Origin of the sequence: Micrococcus sp. FDAARGOS_333 (genome assembly GCF_002206575.2) — a bacterium.
Taxonomy (GTDB): domain Bacteria; phylum Actinomycetota; class Actinomycetes; order Actinomycetales; family Micrococcaceae; genus Micrococcus; species Micrococcus lylae.
Genome location: NZ_NJFJ02000001.1, coordinates 1589127 through 1605373 on the forward strand (window position 1 = coordinate 1589127; position 16247 = coordinate 1605373).

The following is a 16247-nucleotide window of genomic DNA, read 5'->3' on the forward strand; positions in this document are numbered from 1 at the left end:
ATGGCGCACACCCCCGACTCCTCCGACGCCGGCTTCGGCTCCGAGGACTGGCGCCCTGCTCGCGAGACGAGGTCCCAGCAGGCCTGGCGCCCCGGCATGAAGAAGAAGCGCCGGTCCATCCAGGCGCTGTTCGCCTCCTCGGTGCTGTGCCTGGAGGCGATCGTCCTGTTCTTCCTGGGCATGACGATCTTCGGCCTGAACCGGGCCGAGGACCACGCCGTGTGGTTCATCGTCGGCTACTCGCTGCTGGCCGTCGTCGCGGTCCTCACCTGCGCGATCATCCGGAAGCCTGCCGGAATCGCCGTCGGCTGGCTCCTGCAGCTCGTGCTGGTCCTCTCGGGCTTCTGGGAGTACTCGATGTTCGTCATCGGCCCGCTGTTCGCCCTGGCGTGGTGGTATGCGGTGGTGAAGGGCCGACGGATGGACGTGGAGAACCGGGAGCGCGACCGCCTTCAGGCCGAATGGGAGGCCGAGCACGGCGCCTGAGCCGTCGGCCCTGCCGCTGTGGACCACTACGCTGGTCCGAGGAACCGATGTCCCCCTCGTCGAAGGAGACCCCTGTGACCCACAACCACGAAGAGACCCTGGTCCTGGTGAAGCCGGACGGCGTCGAGCGCGGCCTGACCGGCCAGATCCTCGCCCGCATCGAGGCGAAGGGCTACGTGATCACCGAGCTGCGGATGCTCACCCCCACCCGCGAGATGCTGGTGAAGCACTACGAGGAGCACGAGGGCAAGCCGTTCTTCGAGCCGCTCGTGGAGTTCATGGGCTCCGGCCCGGTGGTGGCCGCCCGTGTGACCGGCAACCGCGTCATCGAGGGCTTCCGCTCCCTTGCCGGCGCCACCGAGCCGACCACCGCCGCCCCGGGCACCATCCGCGGCGACCTCGGCCGCGACTGGGGCGAGCAGGTCCAGAAGAACCTCGTGCACGGTTCCGACTCGACCCTCTCGGCCGAGCGCGAGCTGGGCATCTGGTTCGGCTGATCCGCCGCCGACGACCGGGCCGAGGAGGGGACTGCCGTCCCCCGCTTCACGACGACGGGCCGTCGCCTTCCGTACGGAAGGCGACGGCCCGTCGTCGTACAGGTCCGCCGCGGGCGGCTCAGAGGCCGAGGACGCCCAGCCCGAAGCGGAGGACGATCGAGGCCGCGACCGCGAGGTACAGGAGGACGACCACAGGCCAGGCGAACTCGCGCGCCCTGGACCGCAGGCCCTCGGAGGCGGGGATCAGACCGTTCTGGATGGTGGCGGAGGTCACCATGACGGCCTGGATGATGACCATGGCCCAGACGATCATGCAGTACAGGCAGAGGGTGTTGATCTGGTAGACGGCCGCGTACCACAGCCACACGGCGAAGCCGAGGCCGGCGAGGATGCCGAGGTTCATCAGCAGCCAGTACCAGCGGGCGAAGCGGGCGCCGGCGAACAGGGACACGGCCACGGTGATCAGCACGGAGAAGCCCACGATGCCGACGTAGGTGTTCGGGAAGCCGAAGGTGCCGGCCTGCCAGGACTGCATCACCTTGCCACAGGACATCCAGGGGTTGAGGTCGCAGCTGGTGCGGTGGTTCGGGTCCACCGCCAGGAGCGCGCGCTCGACGATGATGATGATCGTCGCCGCGAGCGCGACCAGCGAGGTGATCAGCAGCATCGCGGCGATGCCGCGCGGGCGGGCGAGAGTGCCACGCTCGTCCGGGGACGGGGCGGTGCCGCGCGGCGTGAGCGCGGTGGCGTCGTGGGCGACCGGTGCAGCGGCGGTGGCTGCGGCAGAACTGGTGCGGTCCATGGCAGGCAGTCTAGACCCGGGGCGCACGAGCTCTGGCTCACGTGTCGGCGTGTGAGAGAATCATTCGCGGACGCACCGTGGCCACACCGCGGACGCGTTCCTCTGGGCGACCGGCCAGGTCGCCGCCGACGCACCGGGGTCGGCAGAGTCCGACCCGGTCCACGCAGCGCGTGGGGCATCGACTCGCCCCGCAGCGCGCGGACCTGGAACGGACACCGGCGGAACCGGCCAGGACGACCCAGTGGTTCCGGACGGGGCAGCCGAGGAGTCTTGAGACGAGCGGCCCGCCGGTTCACCACAGGACTTTGGCGTCTGCTCCGCGACGCACCCCGTGGCCCTTCGGGGCCGGCACCGGGGGCAACGCGTCGGGGCGGCAGACCTGGACGCCTCCGGCACGGTGGGTGTGGCACCGTCCGGCGGCAGGAGGAGCTGCAATGGCAGCCGAGAACACCCCCGAGACCACCACGGCGGAACCCGCCGAGACCACCGCGGAGACGGCGATCGCGCCGAAGGCAGCGGAGACCACGGCCGAGCAGGCCGCCGCCGCCCAGACCATCACCTTCGACCCGTCGGACCCGTTCGCCGTGCCGGAGGACCTGATCCCGACCCTCACCGCCTCGGAGCCTCGCCGCGGGGACCGCGACGAGGAGAAGGACGAAGCGGGTCGTGACGACCACGACGACCAGGACGACGACGAGTCGCCGGAGTCCGGACGCGGCCGCCGCCGTCGCCGGGGCCGGGGCCGTGGCTCCCGCACGGACCACGGCGGGCCCGGCGCCGACGCCGACGGCGAGGACGTCGAGTCCGAGGACTCCGGCGAGGAGAACCGGGACGAGGAGCGTGAGACGGGCACCACCTCGCGCCGTCGTCGCAAGCGTCGCCGCGGATCGGTGGACATGGAGCTGGACGGAGGAGAGGAGGGAGACCCGGAGAACACGGTGACCCGTGTCCGCGCCCCGCGCCAGGCCTCCGTGAAGGCCACGGACGCCGTGCAGAGCGTCAAGGGCTCCACCCGCCTGGAGGCCAAGCGCCAGCGCCGCCGCGACTCCCGCGCCGGGGGCCGCCGCCGTCAGGTCATCACCGAGGCCGAGTTCCTTGCCCGTCGCGAGTCCGTGGACCGCAAGATGCTGGTCCGTCAGCGGGACAAGCGCATCCAGATCGCCGTGCTGGAGGACGGTGTGCTCGCCGAGCACTTCGTCTCCCACACCACGCAGGACTCGATGATCGGCAACGTGTACCTGGGCAAGGTCCAGAACGTGCTGCCGTCCATGGAGGCCGCCTTCGTGGACATCGGCCGCGGCCGCAACGCCGTGCTCTATGCCGGCGAGGTCGACTGGTCCGCCGCCGACCTGGACGGCAAGCCGAAGAAGATCGAGAACGCCCTGAAGTCCGGCGACTCGGTGCTCGTGCAGGTCACCAAGGACCCGGTGGGCCACAAGGGCGCCCGTCTGACCAGCCAGGTCTCCCTGCCCGGCCGCTACCTCGTGTACGTGCCCGGCGGCTCGATGACCGGCATCTCCCGCAAGCTCCCGGACGTGGAGCGTTCCCGCCTGAAGAAGATCCTCAAGGACCACCTGCCGCAGGACGCCGGCGTGATCGTCCGCACCGCGGCCGAGGGCACCTCGGAGCAGGAGCTGCAGAACGACATCAACCGCCTGCGCGCCCAGTGGGAGGGCATCCAGGAGAAGGCCAAGGGCACCAAGGTGCTGGCCCCGGAGCTGCTGTACGCGGAACCGGACCTGACCATCAAGACCGTCCGCGACGTCTTCAACGAGGACTTCTCCGCGATGCTCGTGCAGGGTCAGGAGACCTGGGACAACATCGAGGCCTACGTGATGTACGTGGCCCCGCACCTGCTGGACCGTCTGCACCACTGGGTGCCGGAGGACCACGAGGGCGAGGACCTCTACACCACCCACCGCATCGACGAGCAGCTCCACAAGGCGCTCGAGCGCAAGGTGTACCTGCCCTCCGGCGGATCGCTCGTGTTCGACCGCACCGAGGCCATGACCGTGGTGGATGTGAACACCGGCAAGTTCACCGGCTCCGGCGGCAACCTCGAGGAGACCGTCACCAAGAACAACCTGGAGGCCGCTGAGGAGATCGTCCGCCAGCTGCGCCTGCGGGACATCGGCGGCATCATCGTCATCGACTTCATCGACATGGTGCTCGAGTCCAACCGGGACCTGGTGCTGCGTCGTCTGGTCGAGTGCCTCGGCCGGGACCGCACCAAGCACCAGGTGGCCGAGGTGACCTCGCTGGGCCTGGTGCAGATGACGCGCAAGCGCATGGGCACCGGCCTCGTCGAGGTGTTCTCGGAGACCTGTGAGCAGTGCGCCGGACGCGGCATCCTGATCCAGGACGAGCCTGTGGACCGCCACCGCTCCCACAACTCCCACGGCGAGCCGCGGGGCGAGGGCGACGGCCGTCGTCGCCGGAAGAGGCGAGGCGGCAGCGGCGGACAGCAGCACGACGGCGACGCCGCTCAGAAGGACACCGCAGGTTCCGCCGATGCCGAGGTCTCCGAGGAGGAGAAGCAGCGTCAGGAGCGGGCCGCGGCCGCGCGGGCCGCGCTCCAGTCCATCGCCAAGGCCTCCGGCAAGTCCGTCGACGACGGCACCGCCTCCGCAGCGGAGGACACCGCCGCCTCGACCGAGCCCGCCACCGCGTCGGCCGGTTCTGACGGACCGGATGCTTCCGACGGACAGGACGGTTCCGGACAGGAGCAGTCCTCCGGCCGTTCGCGCCGCAAGCGGCGCGGCAAACGCCGCCGCGGCCGCGGCGGCGAGGGCCGTGGCGGTGAGGGCCGCAGCGAGGGCCGGGACCAGGAGCAGGACGACTCCGAGTCCGACGGCCGCGATCGCGCGGACACCGGCCGCCAGGACGCGGAGCGCAAGGACGCCGAACCGAAGGCCGAGGGCCGCGACGATGCCGTGCAGCAGCGCGCCGGGCAGGGCGAGGCCGCCCAGGCCGGTCCGACGGACGACGCCGTGATCACCTTCGACGGCGAGCCGGTCTCCGTGCCGCGCCGTCGCGGCGGGCGCCGTGCCGCGACGGAGGAGGGCGCCAAGGACCTCTCCGCCCTCGAGGACGCCCTCGAGCAGAAGTCGGCCTCGCGCCGCCGTTCCGAGCCGAATGAGACGAAGTCCACATCCGCCGACGCCCGGGATGCGGCCGACGACCGGTCCGCGGCGGACGGCCGGGAGCAGCCGGCGCCGCGTCGTCGTTCCCGCCGGGCCGTCTCGTCCGGCTCTGCCGGCTCCGCGGTGAGCACCGTCGAGGACCAGAAGGCCTCCGGCGGCGCCACCTTCACCGCCACCGCCGGCGCCCCGGCGAAGAAGGAGGAGGCCACCTCCGCCCCGGTGATGCTGGGCGTGGGCGTCAAGGCGGAGGACATCGTCCGCCACCGCTGAGCCGGTGTCCGCTCCGGTCGCCACGCCGCCGGAGCGGACATTTGTCCGGTGAACCGTGACCGCGTATGATGGTCACTCGGTGTTCACCGCCAGCTGGCTCCCGCATGCCCGTCGCACACGGCGGCGAGGTTCGGAATTTCGGAGCCGCACGTGCGGTCGAGAAGCAGGCGTGGACACAGTCAATCCGAAACGTCGAGAGAAGTGAGTCCCAAGTGGTGTACGCGATTGTCCGCGCTGGCGGCCGCCAGGAGAAGGTTGCCGTCGGCGACCTCGTTACCCTTGACCGCGTTGCCGCTGAGACCGGTGGCTCCGTCGAGCTGCCCGCTCTGATGCTGGTGGACGGGGACAAGGTCAAGGCGGGCGCCGACGCCGCTGGAGTGAAGGTGACCGCCGAGGTCGTCTCCCACTCCCGTGGCAAGAAGGTCGTCATCCAGAAGTACAAGAACAAGACCGGCTACAAGAAGCGCCAGGGCCACCGCTCTGAGCTGTCCACGGTCAAGATCACCGAGATCGCCTGAGGCCTGCCCCGCGCAGGATCGGCATCCTCGATAGCATCCGAGAGAATAGGTAACAGCAATGGCACAGAAGAAGGCCGGCAGTTCCTCGAAGAACGGCCGTGACTCCAACCCGCAGTACCTGGGCGTGAAGCGCTTCGGCGGCCAGGTCGTCTCGGCCGGCGAGATCCTCGTCCGCCAGCGGGGCACGAAGTTCCACCCGGGCCACAACGTGGGCCGCGGCAAGGACGACACCCTGTTCGCCCTGTCCGCCGGCTCGGTGGCCTACGGCCAGCGCCGCGGCCGCAAGGTCGTGGACATCGTCCCGGCCGCCGAGTGACCCTCGGCTGAACAGACTCCGTCGGCCCGCAGATCGGTGAGATGACACCGGCCCGCGGCCGCACAGAAGCCCCGGCGGGGGCGGGTCGCTGACACCACTCACGACCCGCCTCCGCCGTCGGCGTACCCGGGCCCTTCGGGCCCCACGGACGGCCACGGCCGACTCCGTACCCGCAGCGCGGTCTCCGCGCACCGCCCCTGACCCGAGGAGGGACGTCCGACATGGCAGCCTTCGTGGACCGCGTGGTCCTGCACCTCACGGCCGGCAACGGCGGCCACGGCTGCGTCTCCGTGCGGCGCGAGAAGTTCAAGCCCCTCGGCGGCCCAGACGGCGGCGACGGCGGCAACGGCGGCGACATTACGCTCGTCGTGGACTCGCAGACCACCACGCTGCTCGGATACCACCAGGCGCCGCACCGCTCCGCCGAGAACGGCGGCCCCGGCATGGGCGACAACCGCTCCGGCAAGCATGGACAGGACCTCATCCTGCCGGTGCCGGACGGCACCGTGGTGAAGGACACAGACGGCAACATCCTCGCGGATCTGGTGGGGGAGGGCGCCACCTTCACGGCCGCCGCCGGCGGCCAGGGCGGCCTCGGCAACGCCGCGCTGGCCTCCAGGAAGCGCAAGGCACCGGGCTTCGCGCTGCTCGGCCTGCCCGGCGAGCAGCGGGACGTGGTCCTGGAGATCAAGACCGTTGCGGACATCGCCCTGGTGGGCTACCCGTCCGCCGGGAAGTCCTCGCTCATCGCTGCCCTCTCCGCGGCCCGCCCGAAGATCGCCGACTACCCGTTCACCACCCTGGTCCCGAACCTCGGCGTGGTGCAGGCCGGCGACGTCCGCTACACCGTGGCCGACGTGCCGGGCCTGATCCCCGGCGCCTCCGAGGGCAAGGGCCTCGGCCTCGAGTTCCTCCGCCACGTCGAGCGCTGCGCCGCACTGGTGCACGTGCTGGACTGCGGCACCTTCGAGTCCGACCGTGACCCCGTCAGCGACTTCGAGGCCCTCGAAGCCGAGCTCGAGGCCTACGCGGTGGAGCCCGTCTTCGCCCAGGGTGGCGCCGGTGTGGTCCCGCTCAACGAGCGCCCCCGCCTCGTGGCCCTGAACAAGACGGACCTTCCCGACGGCGCGGACATGGCGGACCTGGTCCGTGCGCAGCTCGAGGAGCGCGGCCTGCGCGTCTTCGACATCTCCGCGCTCGCCCACCAGGGCCTGGACGCCCTCAAGTACGCGATGGCCGAACTCGTCGAGGCCGCCCGCGCCCAGGAGCCCGAGCCGGAGCACGCCGCGCCGGTCGAGGTGCCGCGCCGCCGCGCCAGGAAGGGCCAGAACCATGAGTTCGACATCCGCCGCGAGGAGCGCAACCTGCTGCCGCTGTTCCGCGTGCGCGGCCCGAAGCCCGAGCGCTGGGTCGCCCAGACCGACTTCACCAACGACGAGGCCGTCGGCTACCTCGCCGACCGGCTGCACCGTCTGGGCGTGGAGGACGGCCTGTTCAAGGCCGGCGCCAAGCCCGGCGACGCCGTCGTGATCGGCGACGACTCCACCGGTGTCCTCTTCGACTGGGAGCCCACCATCTCCACCGGTGCCGAGCTGCTCGCCGGCCCCCGCGGTTCCGACATCCGTCTGGAGGAGCGCACGCGCGCCACCCGTCAGGAGAAGCGCGAGGACCAGGACCGCCGCAAGGCCGCCCGCGCGGCCACGCGTGCCGAGATGGAGGCCGAGCGCCGCGCGGGCATCTGGACCGAGACCTACGACCGCGACGACGAGGACTGACCCCCTCCACCGCTTCCGGGCGGCCGGCGCGGGGGTGCTCCCGGTCGGCGACCCGGCCGCCGAACGACCACCGCCCCCGAGACATCGAGGAGAGTCCACCGCCCATGGCCGACCGCAAGACCGTCGTGTACCGCTACGCCACCCCCGCCACCGGAGGTGCGCCCGGAGAACCGAAGACGAACCCGGTCACCACCAGGGACACGCTCCAGGACGCACGCCGGGTGGTCATCAAGATCGGCTCCTCCTCCCTGACGACGGACCAGGGGCTGAACACCGAGGCCATCGACGCGCTCGTCGACTTGATCGCGTCCCTCCGCGAGCGCGGCACCCAGGTCGTGCTGGTCTCCTCCGGCGCGGTCGCCGCCGGCTTCCCGCAGCTCGGCCTGGCCCGCCGCCCGAAGGACACCGCGACCCAGCAGGCCGCCGCCGCGGTCGGCCAGGGCGGCCTGATGGCCTACTACTCGCAGTCCTTCGGCCGCTACGACACCACCGTGGCCCAGGTTCTGCTGACCGCGGAGGAGCTCATGCGCCGCGGCCAGTACATCAACGCCCACCGTGCGCTGGCCCGCCTACTCACCCTGGACGTCATGCCGATCGTCAACGAGAACGACGCCGTGGCCACCCGCGAGATCCGCTTCGGCGACAACGACCGCCTGGCCGCCCTCACCGCCAACCTCGTCAAGGCCGACCTGCTCGTCCTGCTATCCGATGTGGACGCCCTCTACACCGGCCACCCGTCGAAGCCCGACTCGCGCCGCATCGACTCGGTCGGTTCGGACGAGGACCTTGCCGGCGTCGATGTCGCCACCCCGGGTTCGGCCGGCGTCGGCACCGGAGGCATGGTCACCAAGGTGGACGCCGCCGGCATCGCCGCGACCACCGGCATCCCGACCCTTCTGACCTCCGCCCCGAAGGCGGCGGCCGCGTTCGCCGGCGAGGACGTCGGCACCTGGTTCGAGGTCGCCGGCCGGCGCCGCTCCGCGCGCGCCGCCTGGCTCGGGCTGACCGCCGAGGTCCGCGGGCGGCTGGTGCTGGACGACGGCGCCGTCCGCGCCGTCATCGAAAACGGACGATCCCTCCTGGCCGCCGGCATCACGGAGTTCAGCGGCCAGTTCGCCTCCGGCGACGTCGTGGAGATCGCGGACTCCCACGGGAAGGTGCTGGCCCGCGGCATGGTCCAGTACTCCTCCTCGCAGCTGCCGCGCATGCTCGGCCGCTCCACCGAGACCCTCAAGGAGGAGCTCGGAGCCGGCTACGACGGCGTCGTCGTCCACGCCGACGACCGGGTGAAGCTCGCTCCCTCGCACTCCGCCTACCGCTGATCCGGCGGGCGGGCACGCCCGCCGGCCGGCACCGATCAAGACCGAACGCACATCCTCATCCGCAGCCATCGACGAAGGGTGACAGACATGACCGAGAACCAGAACGCAGAGAACAAGACCGTCGACGCCATCCTCGAGATCTCCCGCCGCGCCCGCGCGGCCACCCCGGAGCTCGCCACCGCCGGCCGCGCCCGCAAGGACGAGACCCTGCAGGCCATCGCGGACGCCCTGCGCGCCTCCTCGACCGTGATCCTCGAGGCCAACGGGAAGGACGTGGAGCGGGGGCGCGAGAACGGCACCTCCGAGGCCCTGCTGGACCGTCTTCGCCTGGACAAGGACCGCCTGGAGGGCCTGGCCACCGCCGTCGAGGCCCTCGCGGCCCTGCCGGACCCGGTGGGCGTCGTCGTCCGCGGTCGCATGCTCCCCAACGGCGTGCGCATGCAGCAGACCCGCGTCCCGATGGGCGTGGTCGGCGCCGTCTACGAGGCCCGTCCGAACGTCACCGTGGACATCGCCGGCATCGCGCTGAAGTCGGGCAACGCCGTGGTGCTGCGTGGCGGCTCGGCGGCAAAGGACACCAACACCACCCTCATCGCGGTGCTGCGCCAGGCGATCGAGAACCAGGGCTTCGACCCGAACCTCGTCCAGGGCATCGACGACCTCGGGCGTGAGGGCGTCACGGCCCTGATGACCACCCACGGGGCCGTGGACGTGCTCGTCCCGCGCGGCGGCCGCGACCTCATCCAGAGGGTCGTCCGCGAGTCCCGCGTTCCGGTCATCGAGACCGGCGAGGGCAACGTGCACCTGTTCATCGACGAGTCCGCCCCGGTGCAGATGGCCGTGGACATCGCCGTGAACGCGAAGACCCATCGCACCTCCGTCTGCAACGCCGCCGAGACCCTGATCCTGCACCGCGGCGCCGAGGAGGCCTCCCGTGAGGTCCTGCGGGCCCTCACCCGTCTCGGCGTCCGCCTGCACGCCGACGCCGAGGCGATGAGGCTCATGCCGCAGGGATCGGACCGCGGCGACAACGCCGTGGACCCGGTCGAGGCCACGGACGAGGACTGGGCCACCGAGTACCTGGACATGGAGATGGCCGTGAAGACCGTGGGCTCCCTGGAGGAGGCGGTGGAGCACATCACGCAGTACTCCACCGGCCACACCGAGGCAATCGTGACCAACGACCTGGCCAACGCGGACCGGTTCGTGCAGGACATCGACTCCGCCGCGGTGATCGTCAATGCGTCCACCCGCTTCACGGACGGCGGCGAGCTCGGCCTCGGCGCCGAGGTGGGCATCTCGACCCAGAAGATGCATGCCCGCGGCCCCATGGGGTTGGAGGAGCTGACCACCACGAAGTGGATCCTGCGCGGCGACGGCCAGATCCGGCGCTGATTCCGGGCTAGACTGGTTCCGACGCCCCTGCGCCGCCGTCAGCACGGTCCGGCGCGCTCATCCGATCGCACCGAGGAGCGAGAATGCTGAACTCCGCCATCGTCCTGGCCGCCGGCGAGGGCCACCACGTCGTCAACGAGCTGCCGATCCCGGCGCCGTGGTACGGCATCATCGTGTTCGTCAGCCTGATGTTCATGCTGCTGTGCATCATGGGCATGCGCTCCGTGGGCATCCGCCCGTCCGAGCCGGGCGACGAGGTCGTCCCGCACGGCCGCGAGGCCCAGGGCCACGGTTCCCACCAGGCCCAGGGTCACGGCCGCTGACACCGCTGCCGCAGCGGCCCCGGGCGTTCCCCTCGAGCCCCGGGGGCCGCGGCGGCGTTGTCTTCCGACGTGAACGACACGCACCCGAACACGCCGTCCGCCGACGCCTCCGCGTCCGTGGGCGGCGCTGTCGCACCCGGGCCGGGGGAGCGGCGCTTCCGCCTGGGGATCATGGGCGGCACCTTCGATCCGATCCACCACGGTCACCTGGTGGCCGCGTCCGAGGTGGCGGCCCGCTACGAGCTCGACGAGGTCGTGTTCGTGCCCACCGGCCAGCCGTGGCAGAAGGCCGGACGGGACGTCTCCCCGGCCGAGCACCGCTACCTGATGACCGTGGTCGCCACCGCGTCGAACCCGCGCTTCACGGTCTCCCGCGTGGACATCGACCGTCCGGGCGCCACCTATACGGTGGACACGCTGCGGGACATCCGGCGCCAGCGCCCCCAGGCCGAGTTGTTCTTCATCACCGGCGCGGACGCGCTGAGTCAGATCCTCACCTGGAAGGACATCGACGAGGTCTGGGACCTCGCCCACTTCGTCGGCGTGACCCGGCCGGGCCACAGCCTGACGGACTACGGCCTGGAGGGTGACATCTCACTGCTGGAGATCCCGGCCATGGCGATCTCCTCCACGGACTGCCGTGAGCGCGTCGCTGCCGGCCGCCCCGTCTGGTACCTCGTGCCGGACGGTGTGGTGCAGTACATCAACAAGCACCGGCTCTACCTCAAGGCCGCTCCGAGCGGCACCGGGCACCGGGGAGACGGTTCTTAGGGCGAAGCAGACCGAGTCCACGACGACGGCACCCGCCGTCGCTGACCGGCTCGCCTCGTCGTCCGCGACGGCCTCCGCCGTCTGCCCGACGTACCCCACCGACCACTTCCGAAGGAGATCCATGACCGTTCCGGAGATCACCCGCACCGCCCTGCTCGTGGCCGCCCGTGCCGCCGAGGAGAAGCTCGCCGAGGACATCGTCGCCTTCGACGTCGCCGAGCGACTCGGCCTGACCGACGCCTTCCTCGTGGCCTCCGGCGCCACCGAGCGTCAGGTCAACGCCATCGTGGACGGCGTGGAGGAGGAGCTCCTCAAGCAGGAGCAGCTGAAGCCGATCCGCCGCGAGGGACGTTCTGACGGCCACTGGGTGCTGCTCGACTACGGCCACTTCGTGGTGCATGTGCAGCACGCCGAAGACCGTGAGTTCTACGCCCTCGACCGTCTCTGGAAGGACTCGCCGTCCATCGACCTGCAGCTGGAGGGCCACGCCTCCCCGGCGTCGGCGGGCGATCCCGAGCCCGAGTACCCGGCCGAGCCCACCAGGGACTGATCGGCTGTGCCCGTGCGTCTGATCCTGCTGCGACACGGTGAGACGGACTGGAATGCGGAGGACCGCTACCAGGGCCGCACGGACGTCGACCTCAACGCGACGGGGAAGCGCCAGTCCCGCGCCGCCGTCGCTCGGTTCCTCGCCGGTGCGCTCGAGGCCGCCGACGAGCTGGTGGCCGTGGCCTCTCCGCTGACGCGCGCCCGTCGCACCGCGGAGATCGTCCTCGAGGCCGCCGTCGGAGACGTCGAGCTCACGCTCGACCCGGACCTCATGGAGCTGTACGGCGGGGACTGGGAGGGGCTGCGTCTGGCCGAGATCGCCGAGCGCTGGCCCGCTGAGCACGAGGCCTGGCGCGGCACCCCGGACCTGGACGCCGGTCCCGTGGGCGGGGAGACCCTCCGCGCCGGCGGTCAGCGCGTGTTGGCCGCCCTCGGTGAGCACGTGCCACCGGCATGGACCCCGGCGCGTGGAGCCGGGGAGCGTGCCCCGCAGGCCCCGGTCCTGCTGGTCGTCGCCCATGGCGGGGTCCTGCGCTCGGCCGTCGGGCTGCTGCTCGGCGTCGAAGGCGAGGACTTCGCCGCGCTCGAGCGGATCGAGAACGCCCGCGCTGTGGTGTTCGAGGGGGACTGTGCCGCCGGCGGGCCCGCGTCACGGCGCATCGTGGACGGGTGCTGGCAGCTGCGTGGCTACAACGTCTGAGTCGTGCACGGCGCCGATTTGGCGGCGCTGTCGGGCCCGGTGTACAGTAGTCGAGTTGCCAGCGCGACGAACGGACGGGAAACCTTCCGCGAACGCGGTGGAAACACCCTTTTTCGGGGGTATGGCGCAGTTGGTAGCGCGTCTGCATGGCATGCAGAAGGTCAGGGGTTCGAATCCCCTTACCTCCACCACAGCGAAGGGCCCGGATCGAAGGATCCGGGCCCTTTGCCGTCATCTGGTTCCTCGTGAGGTCGAGGCCCAGAGGCCGGGCACGTAGGGTGTGACCATGAGCACGTCACCTGCCTCGCCGCTTGCCGGCCTCGCCCCAGCACGGGATGCCGATGTCCCCGCCTTCCTGAAGGACCTGGGCCTGCCCGGTCTGGTGGACCTGCACGTGCACTTCATGCCGGAGAGCGTCCAGCGCAAGGTGTGGGGAGTGTTCGACGCGCTCCCGGAGCAGGGTCTGCCGGCCTGGCCCGTCTCCTATCGGTTCGACGACGAGCAGCGCGTCCGCATCCTGCGCGAGCTGGGCGTGACCGCCTACGGCACCCTGAACTACGCGCACCGTCCGGGCATGGCCGCCTGGCTGAACGAGTATTCCTGCGCCTTCGCGGCGGAGCATCCGGACGCGATCCACTCGGCCACCTTCTACCCGGAGCCCGAGGCTGACGCCTACGTGGCCGAGGCGCTCGCGGCAGGGGCGCGCCTGTTCAAGGTGCACGTGCAGGTCGGCGCGTTCTCCCCTGTGGACCCGTTGCTCGAGCCGGTGTGGCGCAGGATCGCCGCTGCGGGCACGCCCGTGGTCATCCACTGCGGCTCCGGTCCGCACCCGGGGGAGTTCACCGGTCCGGAGCGCATCGCCCGGCTCGTGGAACGTCACCCGGACCTCGTGCTGGTCATCGCCCACGCCGGCATGCCGGAGTATCGCGAGTTCGCCGCCCTCGCCTGTGAGCACCCGAACGTGTACCTGGACACCACCATGGTCGGCACCGACTACATGGAGGAGCTGGTCCCCACGCCCGAGGACTTCCCTGAGCTGATGCGCCGGGCCGCCGGCAAGGTCGTCTTGGGCAGCGACTTCCCCACCATCCCCTACGGCTACCACCACCAGCTCCAGGCACTGTCCTCCTGGGGACTGGGGGAGGACTGGCTGCGGGACGTCCTCTGGCACACGCCGTCCCGCCTCGTCGGGCGGACCTGACGGGCACGCCGCCACCGGGGAACACCGACCCGCGGGGCACTGACGGGCATCGCCCGTTCCCGGGCCTGTGGTGGGCTCCGCCGATTTGCATCGGCTCTCGAGTCCTGGTTATAGTTCTCGAGTCGTTCGGACGAGAGATCGGCCGGAGGACACCTCGATCTGGGGGTATGGCGCAGTTGGTAGCGCGTCTGCATGGCATGCAGAAGGTCAGGGGTTCGAATCCCCTTACCTCCACCAGACGAAGGGCTCGGAGCACACGCTCCGGGCCCTTTCTCGTGCGCCGACCACACGGCGGACCGGGGTTATAGGCAGAAAAGTGTGGGTTATAGGCAGAAAAGTGTGTATGGCCCGGGCGTGTCAGGGCCTGTGCCTGCCGCCCCAACCGTGCTGGATCCCGTTGCCGTCTTCCCAGCTGAACCCGGTGTCGTAGAGCGCTGGCCCCAGTGGCTCCTCGATGGGTGCCTGTCGTGGGCCAGTGGTGGTCTTGTACTCATCGGTGACCAGGCTCCACGGGTCGATCGGGTGGGCAGTGAGCGAGTTCAGCAGCCAGTCCACCGCGATCACTGCGTGGGCCGTGCGCATGCCTCGGTGGGCGCGCAGCAGGGCCTTGATCGCCGCGTTCGGGCCTCCTTCCAGTGGTGAGGTCGTCCTCGGCAGCGTTGCGTTCTGCAGCTCTTGCAGTGCCGGTTCGAGCCAGGTGAACAGCTCGTTGCGGTTGATCAGTCTGCGCAGCATCGCCCGTGCTCGGCGCAGCCTGCGGTGGGTGTACCACCAGCGGGCACCGGCATGGATTCCTGTTGGTCGGGCTGCGCCGGTGCCGGCGTGGGTGCGTTCTTTCAGGAACTGTTCCCAGCGGGCGTCCCAGGAGGCGTACTCGCCCAGCCAGGCCGCGGCCGCGTCGAGGTCCTGCACCTTCATCAGAGCCTTGGTCAGGGCCAGCAGTTCCCGGCCGGGTTGAAGGCGTGGGGTCAGTGTCAGGTGCCGGCGGATGACCTGGAAGATGTGGAAGTAGCAGCGCTGCACTCGGGTGTCTGGCCAGGAGGCGGCAATCGCTGCGGCGGCCCCGGTGCCGCCGTCGATCACGACCATGCCCGGGGCGGGGATGCGGTCCAGCAGAGCGCTCCAGGCTGCTTTGGACTCCTTGTCGCACCACTGCCAGTCGATCACGTGTGTCCCGTCGTAGGTGATCAGCACGCACCAGCCCTGGAAGTAGGTGCCATCGAGCATCAGCACCGGGTGGACCACTCCGTCAGGGGTCGGGCGAGGAGGCGGCACGCGCCAGCACCAGGCGGTGCGGGCTCGGAAGGTGCGTGCTGGCATCGGCAGTCGGTGTTGTCCTGCCGGGCTCAGCAGCCAGGTGATGAACAGTCTCAGCTGCGCGGCTGCGGTGATCTCGCCGCGGGCTCTGGTGGCAGAGGCCCCGCAACAGCGGCATCGGTAGCGGGTCGTTCCGGCGCTGGTCTTGCCGTTCTTGACCAGGGGTTGGGCGCATACACCACAGTGCGGTCGGTTGCGTGGAAGAAGCACTGAACATGCTCTCAGAGCATGTTCAGCCCCCTGTTGCTCGCATGATCACTGGGCTAGAGGCCGATCGTGTACACACTTTTCTGCCTATAACCCGCACCTGCGCCACGCCCGCCCCGAGGACGCCGCGGCGATCGCCGCCATCTACAACCACGCCGTGGAGAACTCCACGGCCATCTGGAACGACGCCACGGTGGACGCGGACAACCGCGTCGCCTGGATGGCCGACCGGCAACGGGCCGGGTTCCCTGTCCGCGTGGCTGTGGACGCGCCCGAGGGGGAGGACGGAGAGGTCGTCGGCTACGCCACCTACGGGCCCTGTCGTGCCTTCGACGGCTACCGGCACACCGTGGAGCACTCCGTGTACGTGCGCGAGGACCAGCGTGGCCGCGGCCTGGGCCGGTGCCTCCTGGAGGACCTCGTGGAGTCCGCACGGGATGCCGGCGTGCACGTGATGGTCGCCGGCGTCGAGGCCGGCAACGCGGGCTCGATCCGCCTGCACGAACACCTCGGGTTCATCGAGACCGGCCGGTTGCCGCAGGTCGGCTGCAAGTTCGGCCGGTGGCTGGACCTCGTCTTGCTCCAGAAGACGCTGGACTCTCGGCCCGTCCCCGACGACGGTCCTGGCGCCTCCGCCTGAGCCGTCACCGGGCGA

General features: G+C 70.8%; 16 protein-coding genes and 2 tRNA genes. 16 read left to right on the top strand and 2 right to left on the bottom strand.

Translation table 11 applies throughout. The features are described from left to right. Nucleotides 1-486, top strand: coding sequence for a DUF4233 domain-containing protein (locus CEQ11_RS07125; protein ID WP_067190211.1), 486 nt, complete (start codon nt 1-3; stop codon nt 484-486). A 47-nt stretch (nt 487-533) separates the two neighbouring features. Beyond that, nucleotides 534-983 (top strand): nucleoside-diphosphate kinase, encoded by a 450-nt coding sequence (gene ndk, locus CEQ11_RS07130; protein WP_067190212.1) that lies wholly within the window; start codon nt 534-536, stop codon nt 981-983. 118 nt (nt 984-1101) lie between these two features. Here the strand turns inward: ndk and CEQ11_RS07135 are convergent, their stop codons facing one another. Next, a complete protein-coding gene (locus CEQ11_RS07135; protein WP_088478202.1) occupies nt 1102-1785 on the bottom strand; it encodes a vitamin K epoxide reductase family protein in 684 nt (227 codons plus the stop codon). A gap of 434 nt (nt 1786-2219) precedes the next feature. Between CEQ11_RS07135 and CEQ11_RS07140 the strand changes: the two genes are divergently transcribed. From CEQ11_RS07140 to CEQ11_RS07200, 13 genes are all read left to right on the top strand, one after another. After that, nucleotides 2220-5198 (top strand): Rne/Rng family ribonuclease, encoded by a 2979-nt coding sequence (locus CEQ11_RS07140; protein WP_088478203.1) that lies wholly within the window; start codon nt 2220-2222, stop codon nt 5196-5198. 212 nt (nt 5199-5410) lie between these two features. Continuing rightward, nucleotides 5411-5716, top strand: coding sequence for a 50S ribosomal protein L21 (gene rplU, locus CEQ11_RS07145; protein ID WP_088478204.1), 306 nt, complete (start codon nt 5411-5413; stop codon nt 5714-5716). Nucleotides 5717-5774: 58 nt separating this feature from the next. Then, nucleotides 5775-6032: a 50S ribosomal protein L27 gene (gene rpmA, locus CEQ11_RS07150; RefSeq protein ID WP_067190216.1), complete on the top strand. Its 258-nt coding sequence runs from the start codon at nt 5775-5777 to the stop codon at nt 6030-6032. A 221-nt stretch (nt 6033-6253) separates the two neighbouring features. Then, nucleotides 6254-7807 carry a GTPase ObgE gene (obgE, locus tag CEQ11_RS07155; protein ID WP_070638996.1) on the top strand — a complete coding sequence of 518 codons (1554 nt, stop codon included), beginning with the start codon at nt 6254-6256 and terminating at the stop codon, nt 7805-7807. A gap of 104 nt (nt 7808-7911) precedes the next feature. Beyond that, on the top strand, nt 7912-9129 hold the full coding sequence (proB, locus tag CEQ11_RS07160) for a glutamate 5-kinase (RefSeq protein WP_088478205.1): 1218 nt from the start codon (nt 7912-7914) through the stop codon (nt 9127-9129). A gap of 87 nt (nt 9130-9216) precedes the next feature. Beyond that, the gene (locus tag CEQ11_RS07165) at nt 9217-10524 is read left to right on the top strand and encodes a glutamate-5-semialdehyde dehydrogenase (protein ID WP_088478206.1); all 1308 of its coding nucleotides are present in this window, start codon (nt 9217-9219) and stop codon (nt 10522-10524) included. An 83-nt stretch (nt 10525-10607) separates the two neighbouring features. Beyond that, nucleotides 10608-10847: a hypothetical protein gene (locus tag CEQ11_RS07170; protein ID WP_087134044.1), complete on the top strand. Its 240-nt coding sequence runs from the start codon at nt 10608-10610 to the stop codon at nt 10845-10847. 117 nt (nt 10848-10964) lie between these two features. Next, on the top strand, nt 10965-11618 hold the full coding sequence (gene nadD / locus CEQ11_RS07175; RefSeq protein WP_255397947.1) for a nicotinate-nucleotide adenylyltransferase: 654 nt from the start codon (nt 10965-10967) through the stop codon (nt 11616-11618). Nucleotides 11619-11739: 121 nt separating this feature from the next. Beyond that, a complete protein-coding gene (gene rsfS / locus CEQ11_RS07180; protein ID WP_088478207.1) occupies nt 11740-12168 on the top strand; it encodes a ribosome silencing factor in 429 nt (142 codons plus the stop codon). Nucleotides 12169-12180: 12 nt separating this feature from the next. After that, a complete protein-coding gene (locus tag CEQ11_RS07185) occupies nt 12181-12867 on the top strand; it encodes a histidine phosphatase family protein (RefSeq protein ID WP_088478958.1) in 687 nt (228 codons plus the stop codon). 115 nt (nt 12868-12982) lie between these two features. Beyond that, nucleotides 12983-13058 (top strand) — tRNA-Ala (locus CEQ11_RS07190). Nucleotides 13059-13153: 95 nt separating this feature from the next. Continuing rightward, nucleotides 13154-14068 (top strand): amidohydrolase family protein, encoded by a 915-nt coding sequence (locus CEQ11_RS07195; RefSeq protein ID WP_088478959.1) that lies wholly within the window; start codon nt 13154-13156, stop codon nt 14066-14068. Nucleotides 14069-14229: 161 nt separating this feature from the next. Next, a tRNA-Ala gene (locus CEQ11_RS07200) sits at nt 14230-14305 on the top strand. Between the two features lie 120 nt (nt 14306-14425). Here the strand turns inward: CEQ11_RS07200 and CEQ11_RS07205 are convergent. After that, nucleotides 14426-15595 (bottom strand): IS1249 family transposase, encoded by a 1170-nt coding sequence (locus CEQ11_RS07205; protein WP_088477975.1) that lies wholly within the window; start codon nt 15593-15595, stop codon nt 14426-14428. Nucleotides 15596-15749: 154 nt separating this feature from the next. Between CEQ11_RS07205 and CEQ11_RS07210 the strand changes: the two genes are divergently transcribed. Then, nucleotides 15750-16232: an N-acetyltransferase family protein gene (locus CEQ11_RS07210; RefSeq protein WP_369804937.1), complete on the top strand. Its 483-nt coding sequence runs from the start codon at nt 15750-15752 to the stop codon at nt 16230-16232. The last annotated feature ends 15 nt before the right edge of the window (nt 16233-16247 follow it).